This window comes from Bacillus sp. FSL K6-1284, from assembly GCF_038002625.1.
Lineage (GTDB): Bacteria > Bacillota > Bacilli > Bacillales > Bacillaceae > Bacillus > Bacillus paralicheniformis.
Map to the genome: position 1 here is coordinate 3182700 of NZ_JBBOCW010000001.1, position 16227 is coordinate 3198926.

Genomic DNA, 16227 nt, shown 5'->3' on the forward strand with positions numbered 1-16227 from the left:
CTTCATTCATTTTTTATGAATGAAGTTCAGTGCATATTCAGCGTTCAGCCGGAGGGCTTTCCGGCTTTATTTTTTCATATCTTTTCTCAGTTCTCTGATGACATGGGCAAGCTCAGGCACAATCAGCTTTGACATTGCAAGCTTAACCGCCCCGCTTGAACCCGGTGTTGCAAACACGGCTTTATTTTGAATAACACCCGCTGCAGCTCTTGAAAGGATCGCAGCCGCTCCGATATCCTCTGTATAACTCAGCATGCGGAATATCTCCCCAAATCCCGGAATTTCTTTCGAAAAAAGAGGAACGATCGACTCGATTGTTACATCTCTAGAGGCAATGCCCGTCCCTCCGTTTAATAGGATGGCATCGATACGGTCATCAAGACAGCCTTCCAGCACGGCTTTTTGAATCATTTCCTTTTCATCCTTTACAATCTCATAGGAAACGATCTCATGACCGTCTTCCGCTAAAAACTCTTTCATAAGCCGGCCGCTTTTATCTGTGTCTTCCGTTCTTGTATCGCTGACAGTAATAACTTTGCAGTTGACGCGGTCCGGCGCTTCTTTTTTATGTTCCTCAACACTCATGGCTAAATAGCCTCCTTTATACAGTCTTTTTTCATTATAAAGGGGAAGATGCATAAAAAAACAGCCTTCCTTGTAAAGAGAAGGCTGTTTTTTTATTTTTAGTGAGCCAGTCTAACGACGTCTCTTGCAATCATCACTTCTTCATTCGTCGGGATGACGAGGACTTTTACAGGTGAATGCGGATAGCTGATAAACGCTTCTTTTCCACGGACGTTATTCAACGCAGGATCCCAATAGACACCCATGAATTCCAAACCATGAAGAACGCGCTCTCTGACTTCAACGCTGTTTTCCCCGATGCCGGCAGTGAAAATGATCGCGTCTACTCCGCTCATTCTCGCTGCATAAGAACCGATGTATTTATGAATTCTGCTTGCGAATACTTCAAGGGCTGTTTCCGCACGTTCATTGCCTTCTTTAGTTGCTTCGACAATATCGCGCAAATCGCTTGAGAATCCGGAAATACCTAAAAGACCGCTCTTTTTATTGAGTGTGTTCAGGACTTCGTCAGCTGTTTGACCCGTTTTTTCCATAATGAACGGGATAAGCGCAGGATCGATGTTTCCTGAACGCGTACCCATCGCCACACCTGCAAGCGGTGTGAAGCCCATTGATGTATCGATTGATTTGCCGCCTTCAACAGCTGCGATGCTCGCGCCGTTTCCAAGGTGGCAGGAAATCAGGCGAAGTTCTTCAATCGGACGGCCGAGCAGCTCTGCCGCGCGTTCAGTCACATATTTATGAGATGTGCCATGGAAACCGTATTTACGGATGCCGAATTTCTCATAGTATTCGTATGGCAAACTGTACAGATAAGATTGTTCCGGCATTGTTTGGTGGAATGCCGTATCAAAAACGGCCACGGCAGGAACATTTGGAAGTACTTCTTTAAACGCTTTAATTCCGACAATATTAGCCGGGTTATGAAGCGGTGCGAGTTCTGAAATCTCCTCGATCTCATGGATCATTTCATCCGTCAATAAAACGGAGTCGCTGAACTTTTCGCCGCCGTGTACGACGCGGTGTCCGATTCCGTCGATTTCATTTAAATCTTTGATAATGCCGAATTTTGTGAGTTTATCCAGCAGCATTTTTACGGCTACGGAGTGATCCGGAATATCTGTTGTTTCGGTCTTTTTTTCGTCGTTGACGGAAATCGTGAAGATGCCGTTATCCAGCCCGATTCGCTCAACAAGGCCTTTTGTTAGTACTTTTTCGCTGGGCATTTCGAACAGTTGAAATTTCAATGATGAGCTTCCAGCATTGATTGCAATAATTTTGGACATAAAATGACGCTCCTTTTTACCTATAGTCCGGTGACATTATGTTCAACCCGGATCATAAAAAATATGTATAAAATCGTTCTTAGTAAATTCAAAAAATATCTGCCTTTCTCATTTAAACACTCAAAAGAGTGCATTTCAAGTCACGATCCGACATGTTAACGCTTTCACAAAGAAATTATTATTTTCTGAATATAAAAACAGATCAGAGAATATATCTTCTCTGATCTGCTTATCTTTTTTCAGCTTGAAACCAGTTGTCGAGTTTGGCTGTCATTTTCAGCATCGCATCCTGATTGGCGAATGACGGAACTTGTGCAAGCAGAACTTGTTTAGGCGCTTTCGCCTGTTCGCCATGCTTTTGTAAAACCAAAATGCTCTTCGCGTGTGCCTCATCTTTGAAAATCGACAGCGGAAGCTGAAGCACTGCATTAATATACGCATTGTCCTTTAAAAAGGTACGCAGCTTTTCGCTTTGGCTGCTTTCGAACAATTGGTTCGGAATCATAAAAAATAAATAGCCGCCCGGTTTCGTATAGGTCAAGCTTTGCTCAATAAACAAATGGTGTGAAAAAGAATGGCCTTCATCTGCCTTTAATTCGAAAGCGCGCGCGCTTTCGTCATCAGGATAATATCCGACGGGAAGATCGCAAATGACCGCATCGGCAGGCTCCATAAAAATCGGCTGCAGGCTGTCCTGGTTAAAAAGCTCGATTTCCTTTTCCTGCAGGTTTGCCTGGACATAGGCGAGCTTGATCAGAACGTCATCAATCTCTGAGCCGAACGCTTTTCCGGCTTCACCGGCAAGCTGGTTCAAGACGGCAAGCAGCAGGTTTCCAGTGCCGACCGCCGGATCAAACAGCGTCAATTCTTTTTTGGGTCCGATGAATTTGTTCACCAGATATCCGATAAATAAACCGATTGTATCGGGCGTCATCTGCCGGTTCGGATGGGGAATATCTTTCTGGCCTTTCAGGATGGCAAGCTGGAAGGCTTTTCGGATCGCCTCATGGCTGCATTCTGAAAAACGCGCACGGCCGAGCAGATCCTTCACCTTTTGTTCGGCTTTTTCGGAAAGCCCGCGGTCCGCGGACCCTGTAAAGAATGCCTCTCCTGCTTCCGCCAATCCTTCTATGTAAGGGATCTGCAGGTCACGTGCGATGATTTCCGCTCCTTTGTCAAGCCATTCATAAATCGTTTCGACTGGATAGTTTTGCATGATGATGTCTCTCCTTATCAAAAAATCAAAGCCATGAAAAGAGCTCCGGCAAGATGATCACCTGGAGCCCTTTTATGAGTTGAATTTACTTAACGAGTGATTTGGCAGCTTCGATGGCTTTGTCATAGTCCGGGTGGTTTGTCGCTTCGCTGACGTATTCAGTGTAGACGACTTTTCCGTTTTCATCTAACACAAATACGGCGCGGGCAAGCAATCTCAATTCTTTAATGTAAAGCCCGAATGCTTCCCCAAAAGACATTTCCCTATGATCTGACAATGTTTCCACATTTTCAATTCCGTTTGCTCCGCACCAGCGAGCCTGTGCAAACGGCAGATCCGCGCTGATCGTATACACTTTCACTGAACCGAGGCCTGCGGCTTCTTCGTTAAAGCGGCGGGTCTGCGCGTCACAAACACCTGTATCGATAGACGGAATCACCGAAATAACGGCTGGTTTGCCTTTAATGTCTTGAAGCGTGACTTCCTCAAGCGAATTGGACAAAACAGTGAAATCAGGCGCCTGGTCTCCGACTTTCACTTCTGAACCTACCAGTGTCACCGGGTTTCCTTTAAATGTAATTGAAGCCATCATCATTCCTCCTTCATTTATGTATGACTCTACTATAAAAGAGTTTAGGACAAACTGCAAAGCTTAAGTCCGGCCGAGACAAAAAAAGTTAACTGCTGCAGGAACAGTTAACTTCTGTGGCCGGAAAGCCGAAGCTTTTAAAATGGAGGCGTCTGGTTTTGGCGGTTCATATTTTGCTTTTGCTTATCGTTTTTCTTAAACATATGCTGAATCCGTTCGATCGTTTGCGGGGCTGCGTCTAAAATCTTATCGATGACGTGCGTGTTTTCATCCAAATGCAGGATTTTAACGCCTGATGATCCGACAATCAAAAAAGCAATCGGCGTAATCGATACGCCTCCCCCGCTTCCCCCGCCAAACGGGAGCTTCGATTCTTTTCGTTCACGATCTCCATCGCTCGCTTTGGATTCGGCCGGTTTATTTCCGCCGAACTCGCTTCCGCCAGCCGCAAAACCGAATCCCACTCTGGAGACGGTTAGGATGACGCTGCCGTCAGGTGTTTCTACAGGATCTCCGATAATGGTATTGACATCGATCATTTCCTTTAAATTTTCCATTGCGGTTTTCATCAAACCTTGAATTGGATGTTCAGCCATATTCCATTCCTCCTATACTGATGAATCATTCTTTGTTGAACCTGACAGATTTTTTGGCAGCTTAAATAAGCCGCGCATTTTCCCTTTCCAGTTCATCACGATTCTAAATGCTGCGGTTATAGCATGGCCAACGCGAAAATGGAATATACATGTCAGATGCGTTTTAGAGGAGCGACTGTTAAAGACTGGAATCACTTCGTATTCCGGCTGGCTGTCAAAGCAAAAAATCTGATGCAAGAGAGCCATCGTGCCGGCTTTCAGAGACCAGGCGCCTCCCGTGACGATTCCGGTTAAAGCGGCATCAGGAAAGCCGAGGACTGAGGTCCATTCGAGCTTCGTGATGTGAATCCGCTTCATAAATCGGCGGATAAGCGGCTGCAGATTGATGACCTGTTCCACCAATTTTTTGATTTGCTTCGTATTATCGAACACTTCCCGATAGCCGACTTTTCTCCTCTTTTTATCGTTTTTTAGAGCCGTATTCGTCTGTTCTTTTACATCAACGGTCATATCCTGCTGATTGATTTTAATCACCGGAATTTCCTTTTTGAAGCGCAGAAGCCCAAAACCTGTTCGAACTTTAAAGGTCAGCCGGTCGTCATCGTCTGTATGAAGATATTCGATCGCGATGCGGATTTTCATCATCATTAACGCTGCCAAAAGAAGGAATACTCCCGCAATCCATATGTAAATCATGATTTCACTTCCTCTTATACTAATCATTATAGGAAGAAATTTGAAAAAATAAACATAGACGGAGCTTATTCCAGGCAGCAAAAAAACCCGGCTGTCTTTCAGCAGCCGGGTTTGATACGCTCAGTCTTTTTTTCGATACAGCTTTTCATGAATAACCGCCGTGTCCGCAAAGAAATCGTGAATCCCCTGTTTCTTTGGCGAAAATGCAGCAACGAGATACGTAATATACAAACTGTTGATATAGCGGCCGATAAGCTCCCTAAACAAGATCACATCCCATGTCAGCCCTTTTTCCGGGACAAGCGACACGACCCTCAGCCCGAATACCATCTTGCCCAACGTCTGTCCGAAATACTTCGTCATCAGGACGAAATAAGCGAAAAATACTGCCGCCGTTACAAAAGAATAAAGCGAAAAGGTGAAAAACCCTGATTCTTTAGGGAGATTCAGCAGGCTGAAAACAGGTGAAACCGCTAATTTGTTGATGCTGCCGACAACAATCCCGTCAAGCAGAAAGGCAAACAGCCTGATCCAAAAACCGGCATATGCATGCTCTACATGCGGGGCCGATTCTTCCCTGGAAACACCGGCGTCCGGTGATAATTCATTATGATCCTTTCCATCATAAGTCACATCCATTTTTTCGGTCCCCTCCTATTTAGCGTATAAATACATGAGTCTCGGTGCGCCGGATTGAGAAATTGCTTCTTTAATGTTTAAGAAATCGGCTTCGCTTTTAAACATCTTATTTGCAGTCATCGAAAAGAGCGACGCAAGGCCGGCCGATTCTTCATAGCTGACAACAGACGCTCCGGCAAGGTTTTTGTGGTCTTTTTTCATCGCTTTGACCGCATCCTCATAGTAGCCGAGCTCATCAATGAGATGGTTCTGTTTCGCCTGGCGGCCGTCATAAACGCGTCCGTCGGCAATTTTTTTCACGTCATTTTCGGACATGCTGCGTCCTTCGGCTATAACATCGACAAATCCTTCGTACGCGTCATCGACCATTGACTGCATGATTTCTCTTTCTTTTTTCGTCATATCGCGCGTCGGTGACATGATGTCTTTAAACTCACCGCTTTTGATCGTTTCCGTTTTCAATCCAAGCTTTTCTGCAAGCTTGCTGTAGTTAAGGCTTTCCATGATGACCCCTAGTGAACCCGTCAGCGTGTCCGGCGCTGCAAAGATTTTGTCGGCAGGCGTTGAAATGTAATAGCCTCCAGATGCAGCCATCGAGCCCATTGATACGTAAATCGGTTTTTTCGTATCTTTTTTGATCTCTTCAAGCTTCTTATGTATTTCGGCGCTTTCGTATACTCCGCCACCCGGAGAATTGACGCGCAGAATAATGCCCTTTACAGCAGAGTCGTCTTTTGCTTTTTCAAGCATTTGCAAAAACGATCTGTGGTTATAGCCTTCAGAGCTGAACAAGCCAGAAGCGCCGCCATTGTCGGAAATCGTTCCGTTCACTTCAAGCACGGCGATTTTTCTTGAGCTGTTTCCTTCTTCAAGCACCGTTTCTTCCTGGGTGTCATTAAGGCCAAACTGCATCTTTCCGTCATTCCCCATCGTGTCAAATACTGCTAGCAAAAGGCTCACCACCGCAGATAACGCAAAAACGCCCAGCGCGATGACAAGTGCGATCCATCTTTTCGCATTCATTTTGTCTGTTCTCCTCCTTTGAATAAAAAAAGCTGCATGTCTTAGTACGTATATGAAGAGAAAAAGTTCAGTATGATGCCGCTTCATATACAAGAAGTTTTTGGACATGGTAAACTAAGGGTCACAGGTCATTTTAACATACATGTTAGATGGCAGAAAAATCTAAACTTAACAGACAAAGGGGAGAATGATTGTGACAGACCGCCGGAACATTTATTTCTTTTACAAAAAAAGCGAAGAAACCGACGAGCAGTGCAAAAAACTGAAACAACTTGCAGAAGAACACGGATTTCGCGTCGTTCACCATCACAATGAAGCCAATATTATCGCAAGCATCGGCGGGGACGGGACATTTTTGCAGGCGGTTCGAAAGACGAATTTCAGGGATGACTGCCTGTACGTTGGCGTGGCCAAAAAGGGGAAAGCTCATTTGTATGCGGATTTTAATATACATGATACCGATAAAATGATTGAAGCGACAAACTCTGAACAAATCGAGGTCAGAAAATATCCGCTGATCGATGTAACCGTTGACGGGACAAGCTTTCGATGTCTGAATGAGGTATCCATCCGTTCAAGCATTATTAAAACATTTGTGATGGACGTCTATATTGATGATCTTCACTTTGAAACATTCCGCGGGGACGGAATGATCGTGTCCACTCCGACCGGAAGCACCGCGTATAACAAATCGGTTGAAGGGGCCGTCGTTGATCCGCTGCTTCCATGCATACAGGTGACAGAGCTCGCTTCATTGAACAACAACACATACAGAACGCTCGGATCTCCGTTTATTTTAAGTGCGGATCGAAAGCTGACATTAAAAATCGTCCAAGACGGGAACGACTATCCGATCATCGGCCTTGATAACGAAGCCTTCAGTACGATGCATGTAAAAGAAGTCGAAGTCAGCCTCTCAGGCAAGATGATCAAAACCATTAAATTAAAAGACAATTCGTTTTGGGAAAAAGTAAGGCGCACATTTCTATAATTTTGAAAACCTTTTCATTAATAAAGAGCGGGATGTTCTTCCTGCTCCTTTTTGCGGTTGTTTATCACGAAATTTTCATTTCCGCATTCATGCCGGGCAGCAAGCACTTTGGCGGACGAATTTAATATCGACACATCGGATTGCCTCAAAAGTGCTCCTCCTTCCGGTTTTTATATATCGTATTACAAGTTGTATTACGCATCCTTTTTTCTATAAATCAACAGATTAAAAAGAAAAAGGCTGGTGATCGTCTGACCAACAGCCTTTAGCCGATTATTTGCTCCACTTTTTAAAATCCTGATTCAGTCTGATCAAATAAGTTTCCAATGTGCTCAGTTCTTCTTTTGTCCAGTCTTGAAGAACCTCCGTGTATACATGATAGCGAGCCTTTTGCACTTTTTTCAGAGTATCAATGCCCTCCGAAGTCATTTCTACAAGGCTGATCCGGCCGTTGTTGGGATCGGGAAAACGCCTGATGAGCTTTTTCCGTTCCAATGCTGCAACCTGTCTGCTCGCTGTCGAAAGATTCAGCATTAAGGTTTCAGCCAGCGAGTTGATGGCAAGAGGACTTTGCTTATCAAGCTCGCTTAACAGCAGATATTCCGAGCGGTCCAGACTTCCGAACCGCGGACTGTAGGCCGTCGTCAGACGGACTAAAAGCGCGATTTCCTTCTCGATGTTTCGGAGTGAGTCATGCCCCAAAGGATATTCCCCCCCTCTTGTGTGGTTATTCAGCTTTTGTTTTAAGAACGATTTCCCGTTGTCTTAGTTCAAAGCGCTTAATTTTCGCCGATGGCGTTTTCGGCAGTTCTTCGATGAATTCTATCTCCCGGGGATATTTATAAGGGGCCGTCATGGCTTTTACATGGTTTTGCAATTCCTTTGTCAGTTGTTCATTTCCGCGGGATCGATCCTTTAAGACAACATATGCTTTCACGATCGATCCCCTGATTTCGTCAGGGCTTGCCACCACAGCACATTCTTTGACCTCAGGATGCTTGATCAGTGCATCTTCAACTTCAAACGGGCCGATTGTATATCCTGAACTGATGATCACATCGTCATTGCGGCTTTCAAACCAGAAATAGCCGTCTTCATCCTTTCGCGCCTTATCCCCTGTTATAAAGTAATCTCCTCTTCTTTGGCGGAGCGTTCGTTCTGGATCTTTGTAATATTCTTTAAAGAGTGCCGGCGTGCTTAAGTGGACGGCGATATCGCCCGTTACGCCCGGCGGACAGCTCTTTCCATTCCCGTCTATAATATCAACCAGGTTTCCAGGCGTCGGTTTTCCCATGCTTCCAGGCTTGATTTTCATTCCTTTTAAAATCCCCACCAACAGCGTGCTTTCCGTTTGTCCGTATCCGTCCCGCACATCAATATGAAAATACTTTTTAAATGTATCAATGACTTCCCTGTTCAACGGCTCCCCGGCCGAAACAGCGCTGTGCAGAGAAGACAGGTCAAAGCGAGACAAATCATTGACTTTCGCAATGAATCGATACTCTGTCGGCGTACAGCACAGCACATTGATTTGATGGCGCTCAATCAGCTGCAAATACGTTTCCGGCGTAAATTTCCCGTGATAGATAAAGCCGGCTGCACCGCTGCCGAGCACTGCTAAAAACGGGCTCCATACCCATTTTTGCCAGCCCGGCCCCGCTGTTGCCCAGACGAGATCCCCTTCTGAAATGTCAAGCCATGCGGAAGCTGTCGTTCTTAAGTGAGCATAAGCCCAGCCGTGTGTATGTACAACTCCTTTTGGCTGACCGGTCGTGCCTGATGTGTAAGATAAAAATGCGATGTCATCGCGAGAGGTATCAGCCGCTTGAAAATCCGCGGCAACGGCCTGATTCATTTCTTCAAGCAGGTTGATCCACCCTTCTCTGCTTTCTCCGACGGCAAATAACGACAGCTCATCTTTTGCTTGAACATCTAGAAAAGCATCAAGAAATGCTGAATATACGACGGCTCCTTTGACGCCGGCATGCTTGATCCTGTAATCCAAGTCTTTCGCCCGGAGCATTTCGGAACATGGGATGACCACCATTCCGGCTTTTAAAATGGCCATGTAGACGGCATACGTCTCCGGGATCCGCGGCATCATCACGATAAGCTTGTCACCTTTTTTCAGTCCAGAACGGGTCAATATGCTGCCGATTTTGTAAGCCCTTTCAATTAATTTTTCATAAGTCCAAGACACTTGACGTCCTGATTCATCTTCCCAGATCAAAGCGGTTTTATCACGGGAAGATTTAAATTTTTCAATTTCATCAACCGCGTTATACTTCTCCGGCGCAATCAAATCTTCTCTTCTCAACCCATCCATCTCCTTGTCTTGTGCCATCTTTTTATTATACATAATCCTTTCATACAATTGTATTCCGAAATGCCTATTTTGCAGAACATAAAAAAGAGTGGGGATTAAACCCCACCCATTATCCATTGCTTTTTAATTTTAATTATTGTTGTGTTCCACCCATTTGCTGTTGAGCGAAAGAAACTAAACGCTTAGTGATTTCTCCTCCAACTGAACCGTTTGCACGAGAAGTAGTTTCTGCTCCAAGGTTAACGCCAAATTCAGAAGCGATTTCGAATTTCATTTGGTCGATAGCTTGAGCAGCACCAGGAACCAATAGTTGGTTAGAACTGCTTTGTCTGTTGTTTTGAGCCATGTGTTCTCACCTCCTTGTGAGTATAGATTGTGTAAAAACACATGACTTCATACAAAGAATGTTTGGTAATTGTATGCAAAAACAGACAAAGGCGTTTGATCGAATATTCCTTTAGAAAAAGTCCGCAAATTGATCTTTCGTTTCCGCTTTGCTGCTCAAAACAATCGTTTCTGTGTTCTCCACAGCTTCGTTGATGAGCGGTTCGAAATCTGTGTAGCTTTCAAAGTGTTCGATTTTTTCTTTTTTCGGACGCGTTTTCGGCGCAGAAGGCGTGAAGATCGTGCAGCAGTCTTCGTACGGACGTATGCTGATATCGTACGTATCGATTTCCTTCGCTTTTTCGATGATTTCCGTCTTATCCATGCCGATTAAAGGGCGCAAAACCGGCGTGCTCGTGACCGCGTTGATGGCATACATGCTTTCGAGCGTCTGGCTTGCCACCTGGCCGAGGCTTTCTCCTGTAAAAACGGCAAGCGCGTTATGTCGTTCGCGCAGTTTGTCGGCGATCTGCAGCATCAGCCTTCTGGTCGCCGTCATGGAATAGTTTTCGGGAATCTGCTTTTGAATGAGCTCTTGGGTTTTCGTAAACGGAACGATATGAAGCTTGATGTCTCCGCCGAAAGCCGTAAGGCGTTTAGTGAGATCAATCACTTTTTGCTTGGCCCGTTCGCTTGTATATGGCGGGCTGAAAAAGTGAACAGCTTCGATCTCAAGCCCGCGCTTCATGGCATAGAACCCGGCAACAGGGCTGTCAATTCCGCCGGATATCATAAGCATCGCTTTTCCTCCGCTTCCGACCGGCAGTCCGCCCGCACCTTTTTCATCCCGGAATGTCAAATACGTAGCATCTTCCCGAATTTCGATCCGCAAATGGATGTCCGGGGAATGAACGTCAACGGTAAGATCATCGGTGTTGCGCAAAATGTGTCCGCCGATTTCGGCATTCATCTCATTTGTATTTAATTCAAACTGCTTGTAAGCCCTTTTTGTCGATACTTTAAAGGTATCTCCGGGCTTGTATTGTTCTTGAACAGACGCGAGCGCCGTCTCTTTAATGCTTTCCAGATCTGTCCGGCACTTCACGGCAAGACTGAACGATTGGATGCCGAAAACGTTTTTCAGACGGGCCATTACGGCTTCCGCGTCTTCTCCGTTTAATACGAGAGTCATTCTGTCACGTGTTGACTCATAACGGACGTTGCGGAAATCGCGCAAGACCATTTTGATATTTCTTTTCAGGCGATCGACAAAAAGCTTTCTGTTCTTTCCTTTTGTTGAAATTTCGCCAAATCTGATTAAAATATAGTCTTCATTCATTGTGTCTCTACCTCATAATTCCTTTTAGTTTGTGTAAACTTTCTTTTAAGGCCGTCATAAACGGGCCGACAATCTCCTGATTGTCCCGGTATGTCATACTGATTCTGATGCTGCTTGCCGCTGCATCTTCACCTTTTCCCATTGCTAAAAGCACCTTGCTCGGCTTATGCTGTTTTGAAGAGCATGCTGATGTCGTCGATACGAAAATACCCCGCTCTTCTAGCATATGCAAAAGGACCTCGGCCTTCAATCCCGGCACGGAAAAATTAATGATATGCGGCGCGCTGTTTTCTTCCGGCGTATTTAATATAACACCTTTTAGCTCTTTTAGCTCCTTGATAAAAGCCAATTTTGCCGCCTTTATTTCTTCTATATAATGGTTATAATCCTGTTTTGACATATTGATCGCTTTTGCAAGCGTAACAGCGCCGGCGGTATTTTCAGTTCCGGCACGCCTGTTGTTCTGCTGTTCTCCTCCGGAAATCAAAGGAAAAAGCGAAATCCGTTCGTTCAGAATGAGCGCTCCTGTTCCTTTTAAGCCGTGAAATTTATGGCCCGATATCGTACAAAGGTCAATGTCCGCCCCGGAGATGTCCAGCGGAACCTTGTTAATGCCTTGAACGTGATCAACGTGAAAGTATGCCCTTGTGTTTTCTTTTACGATTTTGCCGATGTCTTCCACAGGCTGGATGACACCTGTTTCATTGTTGACGTGCATGATGCTCACCAGAATCGTGTCTTTGCGGAGCGCTTGTTTCAGATCTTCAAGCGAAACAAATCCGCGGCTGTCGACAGGAAGATATGTAACCTCAAAGCCGAAGGCTGTCTTCAGCTGCTCCAAAGATTCCGTCACAGACGGGTGTTCAATGGAGGAAGCAATAATATGTTTTCCTTTTTGCATATGTGCCAAAGCAATGCCTTTCAGCGCCATGTTGTTGGCTTCTGAAGCCCCGGACGTAAACACGATATCATGACTTTTTAGCGAAAGCGCCGTTTTGATCTGTTTCCGCGCTTCTGAAAGCAATTGATCCGCTTCAATGCCGTGGCGGTGCAGTGACGACGGGTTGCCGAAGAAGCGCTGATTTACTTGTTCATAAATTTGTAATAATTCAGGATATGGTTTTGTTGTTGAACTATTATCAAGATAAATCATGATCTACTCCTTTAAAAATGAACGTTCTTTTTCATGACTGTATATGTTATCATATCAACTTGTAATTGAAAATTAAAAATAAATGTTTGACTTCTCTGATTTTTAAAATATAATAGTCTTTGGACTTTTGTCATATTATATCACGAAAATAAATTGACAGAAAATTTAAACAACAAACCAGGAGGTTCTTTTTAATGAAAACTTCACTATCCGCTAAGGAAACGACGGCGATTGGACTTATGCTGTTCGCCCTCTTTTTCGGAGCGGGAAATATGATTTTTCCTCCCCAGCTCGGTCAAGCTGCCGGAGAGAATGTTTGGCCGGCTATCATCGGATTCTTGCTGACAGGCGTCGGTCTTCCGCTGCTCGGCGTCATCGCGGTTGCTCTAAAAGGGAGTGCAAAAGGCCTAGCTGACAAAGCCCATCCGGTCTTCGGCACGATATTAATCGTCAGCATTTATTTGACGATCGGACCTTTGTTTGCTATTCCGAGGACAGGAAATGTTTCATACGTGATAGCGGTGGAGCCGTTTTTAGGGAAACATTCATCAAGTCTTTATCTGTTTATCTTTACCCTGATATTTTTCGGAATCACTTATTTCCTGGCTTTAAACCCAAGCAAGCTTGTTGACCGCATCGGTAAAATTTTAACACCGATATTATTGACTGTAATCGCAATATTAGTCATCAAAGCGTTTATCACCCCGATGGGCAGCATCGGCTCTGTGACAGAGGCCTATCAATCCGCACCTCTGTTTGTCGGATTTTTAGAAGGATATAAAACGATGGATGCGATCGCTTCAATCGTATTTGGAATTGTCGTTATTACCGCGATTAAAGACCGCGGCGTTACAAATCCAAAGTCAATCGCCGCTTCATGCATCAAAGCGGGGATCGTCGCTGCAGTCGGTCTCGGACTCGTTTATGTTTCTCTCGCTTATTTAGGGGCGACAAGTGTTGAAACCGTCGGTTCGCTCAACAACGGCGGCGAAATATTGTCCAAAGCTTCCGCGTATTTATTCGGCTCGCTTGGAAATGCCGTGCTCGGTATCGCGATCTTGTTCGCCTGCCTGACGACGAGCGTCGGACTCGTTTCCTCTTGCGGAGAGTATTTTTCAAAGCTGATTCCGAAGCTCTCTTACAAAGCTGTTGTCATCATCGTGACGCTTTTCAGCCTTGTGATTGCCAATTTCGGACTGACAGAAATCATCTCGTTTTCAGTTCCGATTCTGTCGGCGATTTATCCGCTTGCGATCGTCGTCGTTTTGCTCTCTTTCATTGACAAGCTGTTTGCTGAACGACGCGAAGTCTATATCGGTGCCCTTATCCCGACTGGAATTTTAAGCATCATCGACGGATTAAACGCGGCGAAAATTCCGCTGGGTCCGGTAAACGATATCTTAAAAGCGAACATCCCGCTGTTCAGCATGGGTGTCGGCTGGGTCATTCCGGCTGTTATCGGCGCGGTGATCGGTTACATTGTGACATTTTTCATCGCTTCGCCGAAAGACAAATTAAAGAAAGTCAGCTGATCTTTGAAAAACCGGCTCTGTTTTTAAACAGGGCCGGTTTTTTTATTTTTCATTGCAGCTATAGACAAAAAAACCCGACACGCCTTTTCACGTGCCGGGTTTTTGCTCTATTCAGGCTGCTTCGCGTCCGCTGCAAGCCGGGCAACTGCTCCCGGCGATGCTTTTTCGACCGCTCTGGCGGCAATGTCGTAAGCCTCTTCATACTGATATGCATAAAAACTTTTTTCTGCTTCTTTGAGCTGTTCGGAAAGAATCCGGTCCTGGCTTCTGAAGCGGTTGCCATATTGGATGATGCGTTCGATCAGCAAAACCATTTCAACCAGTTCATCCGTCTTTGTTTTCACTTCTGTGACAAGCTGTTCCGCCTCTTGAAGGCGTTCGTTCACCGCATCCATGTTCAGCGGCAGCTCATTCAGCTGTTCTGTCACTTTCTGCACAGTCGTCTGCGACTGCCGGATCTTTTCGGTTATGGCTTCCGGAATCCCTGGAACATTGCTTTTCTCCAGGCTCCGAGCCGTATCCTTGATCGTCTGCTTTAATTGCTTGAGAAGCTCTCTTGCCTGAAGCTCTTCTTTTCTCAGCATTTGCAGCATGTCCCTGTATTCGTCATGCTCCCGTTGAGCGGCTTCCATCTGCTTTTCGATATCCGCAAGCTCTTCCTTTAACAGCGAGTAGGCGACATGTTTCTGATCAAGCCTTTCTTTCACTTGTTCGAACTGCTTTTCGATCATTTCAAGGCGCTTTTCGTATGACTGCTGTTTCTCCAGTTCTCCGGTTGTCAGTCTGTAGCCTTTCTTGACGAGTTCGGTTTCAGCTTCGGTATCCTTTTTGGAGGCTTCAAGCTTTTCCAATGCAGCGGCAAGCTCAGGCACTTTCCCCAAAATTTCCTGCCCTGCTTCGACTTCATGCTCCAGCTGGTTATACAGCGTCTGGATCGTTTCATCAATCATCTGCACGATTGCGGCGGCTTCTTCTAAATCAAGTTCGTCCAAAAGCGCACCTTCAGCACGCTTCAATTCTTTCAAAAGGTTTTCGAGCTCCTTCTCCACTTGAATATGATCGAGCTTGTACCCTTTATCGATCATTTCCTGATAGCCGGCTTTCAATTTGGCGAGTTCCTGCGGAACGGTCTGCTTGCAGCTTGCAAGCAGTTTCGGCACATCGTCTATGTATGATTGAAGCTCTTCAAGCAAACGGTCTTGGGCGAGCAGCACCTTTCTGGCTTCTATATAATTTCCGCCTTCTGTTTCCTCTTCAAACTGTTTAATGCCTTCCCACACGGTATCGAGGTCGGTTTCAATTTTCTCATAGAGGTCTCCGTACAGGTGACTGTATGCCAAAAGGTTTTTCCGCACTTTTGTATACCGTTCTTTTACCTCTTCGATTTCTTTGCGGTTCTGCTCTTCGCTCGAGACAAGATCGGCGATTTCCTTTAAGATGTCTTCAATGTTGGATTCAGCCGCTGATAAAAGATTCTCAATATGCGCGAGCACCTGTTTCGATTTTTGAAAACGGTATTTGTCGGCGCAATCCTCGGCTTCAAACAGAAGCTCTTCGACTTTGGGCATATGCGAGGTGACGATTTCATCCCATTCCCGGCGCCACCTTTCAAAGAATTCCTCAGTCTGCCCCGTCATTTTCAGATGCTTGATTTTTGACATCTCTTCCACGATCGATCGGTTCATGATTTCGATTTTCCAAGCTTCTAAACGGTCGATCTCTTTATATATATTTTTTCTGAATAAGTAGCCCGTAGCGAATAAGATTAAAAATAACGCCAGTAAGCCAATGACAAACTCCATAATGAGCCCCCTTGCTGTTTATCTGTTCTGTCAGGGTATGTATTTGAAATTGTTATGTAAAAATGAAGTTAAACTATCGTTTTCATTGTTCTTATGATACCATGTAACCAACATTTTTTGAGCAGAATTT

17 protein-coding genes are annotated in these 16227 nt (G+C 45.1%); 2 read left to right on the forward strand and 15 right to left on the reverse strand.

Annotated elements, in window-relative coordinates:
* Positions 1-66 precede the first annotated feature (66 nt).
* The 8 genes from MHB72_RS16245 to sppA form a co-directional block, all read right to left on the reverse strand.
* Positions 67-585 carry a MogA/MoaB family molybdenum cofactor biosynthesis protein gene (locus MHB72_RS16245; RefSeq protein WP_023855497.1) on the reverse strand — a complete coding sequence of 173 codons (519 nt, stop codon included), beginning with the start codon at positions 583-585 and terminating at the stop codon, positions 67-69.
* Positions 586-683: 98 nt separating this feature from the next.
* A complete protein-coding gene (locus MHB72_RS16250; RefSeq protein ID WP_020452578.1) occupies positions 684-1871 on the reverse strand; it encodes an acetate kinase in 1188 nt (395 codons plus the stop codon).
* Between the two features lie 229 nt (positions 1872-2100).
* The gene (locus tag MHB72_RS16255) at positions 2101-3087 is read right to left on the reverse strand and encodes a class I SAM-dependent methyltransferase (protein WP_020452579.1); all 987 of its coding nucleotides are present in this window, start codon (positions 3085-3087) and stop codon (positions 2101-2103) included.
* Positions 3088-3172: 85 nt separating this feature from the next.
* Positions 3173-3676 (reverse strand): thiol peroxidase, encoded by a 504-nt coding sequence (gene tpx / locus MHB72_RS16260; RefSeq protein ID WP_023855499.1) that lies wholly within the window; start codon positions 3674-3676, stop codon positions 3173-3175.
* A 137-nt stretch (positions 3677-3813) separates the two neighbouring features.
* Positions 3814-4272: a GerW family sporulation protein gene (ytfJ, locus tag MHB72_RS16265; protein ID WP_020452581.1), complete on the reverse strand. Its 459-nt coding sequence runs from the start codon at positions 4270-4272 to the stop codon at positions 3814-3816.
* Positions 4273-4284: 12 nt separating this feature from the next.
* Complete coding sequence (locus tag MHB72_RS16270; protein WP_020452582.1) at positions 4285-4968, reverse strand: DUF2953 domain-containing protein; 684 nt, start codon at positions 4966-4968, stop codon at positions 4285-4287.
* A 120-nt stretch (positions 4969-5088) separates the two neighbouring features.
* Positions 5089-5607 carry an RDD family protein gene (locus MHB72_RS16275; protein ID WP_020452583.1) on the reverse strand — a complete coding sequence of 173 codons (519 nt, stop codon included), beginning with the start codon at positions 5605-5607 and terminating at the stop codon, positions 5089-5091.
* A gap of 15 nt (positions 5608-5622) precedes the next feature.
* Positions 5623-6630, reverse strand: a complete 1008-nt coding sequence (gene sppA, locus MHB72_RS16280) for a signal peptide peptidase SppA (RefSeq protein ID WP_026579077.1) — start codon at positions 6628-6630, stop codon at positions 5623-5625.
* A 193-nt stretch (positions 6631-6823) separates the two neighbouring features.
* Between sppA and MHB72_RS16285 the strand changes: the two genes are divergently transcribed.
* Positions 6824-7621 (forward strand): NAD kinase, encoded by a 798-nt coding sequence (locus tag MHB72_RS16285; protein WP_216919791.1) that lies wholly within the window; start codon positions 6824-6826, stop codon positions 7619-7621.
* A 17-nt stretch (positions 7622-7638) separates the two neighbouring features.
* On the opposite strand, the gene MHB72_RS16290 is transcribed toward MHB72_RS16285, so the two are convergent.
* From MHB72_RS16290 to MHB72_RS16315, 6 genes are all read right to left on the reverse strand, one after another.
* On the reverse strand, positions 7639-7770 hold the full coding sequence (locus tag MHB72_RS16290; protein WP_261378146.1) for a hypothetical protein: 132 nt from the start codon (positions 7768-7770) through the stop codon (positions 7639-7641).
* 124 nt (positions 7771-7894) lie between these two features.
* Positions 7895-8323, reverse strand: a complete 429-nt coding sequence (locus MHB72_RS16295) for a MarR family winged helix-turn-helix transcriptional regulator (protein ID WP_216919789.1) — start codon at positions 8321-8323, stop codon at positions 7895-7897.
* Positions 8324-8348: 25 nt separating this feature from the next.
* Entirely contained in the window at positions 8349-9947 is a 1599-nt protein-coding gene (gene mbcS, locus MHB72_RS16300) for an acyl-CoA synthetase MbcS (protein ID WP_254122036.1), read from the reverse strand.
* 133 nt (positions 9948-10080) lie between these two features.
* Positions 10081-10293, reverse strand: a complete 213-nt coding sequence (locus MHB72_RS16305) for an alpha/beta-type small acid-soluble spore protein (protein WP_003184396.1) — start codon at positions 10291-10293, stop codon at positions 10081-10083.
* Positions 10294-10404: 111 nt separating this feature from the next.
* Positions 10405-11610 (reverse strand): tRNA uracil 4-sulfurtransferase ThiI, encoded by a 1206-nt coding sequence (thiI, locus tag MHB72_RS16310; RefSeq protein ID WP_023855502.1) that lies wholly within the window; start codon positions 11608-11610, stop codon positions 10405-10407.
* A gap of 7 nt (positions 11611-11617) precedes the next feature.
* Positions 11618-12763 carry a cysteine desulfurase family protein gene (locus MHB72_RS16315; protein ID WP_020452589.1) on the reverse strand — a complete coding sequence of 382 codons (1146 nt, stop codon included), beginning with the start codon at positions 12761-12763 and terminating at the stop codon, positions 11618-11620.
* Between the two features lie 194 nt (positions 12764-12957).
* Here MHB72_RS16315 and brnQ point away from each other — a divergent pair, with 194 nt between their 5' ends.
* Positions 12958-14295 (forward strand): branched-chain amino acid transport system II carrier protein, encoded by a 1338-nt coding sequence (brnQ, locus tag MHB72_RS16320; RefSeq protein ID WP_020452590.1) that lies wholly within the window; start codon positions 12958-12960, stop codon positions 14293-14295.
* 107 nt (positions 14296-14402) lie between these two features.
* On the opposite strand, the gene ezrA is transcribed toward brnQ, so the two are convergent.
* The gene (gene ezrA / locus MHB72_RS16325; protein ID WP_216919786.1) at positions 14403-16097 is read right to left on the reverse strand and encodes a septation ring formation regulator EzrA; all 1695 of its coding nucleotides are present in this window, start codon (positions 16095-16097) and stop codon (positions 14403-14405) included.
* Positions 16098-16227: the final 130 nt, after the last annotated feature.

Coding starts and splice junctions, on each gene's coding strand:
- MHB72_RS16275 (WP_020452583.1), bottom strand. CDS start 5,607: ATGGATGTGACTTATGATGGAAAGGATCATAATGAATTATCACCGGAC.
- MHB72_RS16250 (WP_020452578.1), bottom strand. CDS start 1,871: ATGTCCAAAATTATTGCAATCAATGCTGGAAGCTCATCATTGAAATTT.
- MHB72_RS16270 (WP_020452582.1), bottom strand. CDS start 4,968: ATGATTTACATATGGATTGCGGGAGTATTCCTTCTTTTGGCAGCGTTA.
- brnQ (WP_020452590.1), top strand. CDS start 12,958: ATGAAAACTTCACTATCCGCTAAGGAAACGACGGCGATTGGACTTATG.
- sppA (WP_026579077.1), bottom strand. CDS start 6,630: ATGAATGCGAAAAGATGGATCGCACTTGTCATCGCGCTGGGCGTTTTT.
- MHB72_RS16255 (WP_020452579.1), bottom strand. CDS start 3,087: ATGCAAAACTATCCAGTCGAAACGATTTATGAATGGCTTGACAAAGGA.
- tpx (WP_023855499.1), bottom strand. CDS start 3,676: ATGGCTTCAATTACATTTAAAGGAAACCCGGTGACACTGGTAGGTTCA.
- MHB72_RS16305 (WP_003184396.1), bottom strand. CDS start 10,293: ATGGCTCAAAACAACAGACAAAGCAGTTCTAACCAACTATTGGTTCCT.
- MHB72_RS16245 (WP_023855497.1), bottom strand. CDS start 585: ATGAGTGTTGAGGAACATAAAAAAGAAGCGCCGGACCGCGTCAACTGC.
- ezrA (WP_216919786.1), bottom strand. CDS start 16,097: ATGGAGTTTGTCATTGGCTTACTGGCGTTATTTTTAATCTTATTCGCT.
- MHB72_RS16315 (WP_020452589.1), bottom strand. CDS start 12,763: ATGATTTATCTTGATAATAGTTCAACAACAAAACCATATCCTGAATTA.
- ytfJ (WP_020452581.1), bottom strand. CDS start 4,272: ATGGCTGAACATCCAATTCAAGGTTTGATGAAAACCGCAATGGAAAAT.
- thiI (WP_023855502.1), bottom strand. CDS start 11,610: ATGAATGAAGACTATATTTTAATCAGATTTGGCGAAATTTCAACAAAA.
- mbcS (WP_254122036.1), bottom strand. CDS start 9,947: ATGGATGGGTTGAGAAGAGAAGATTTGATTGCGCCGGAGAAGTATAAC.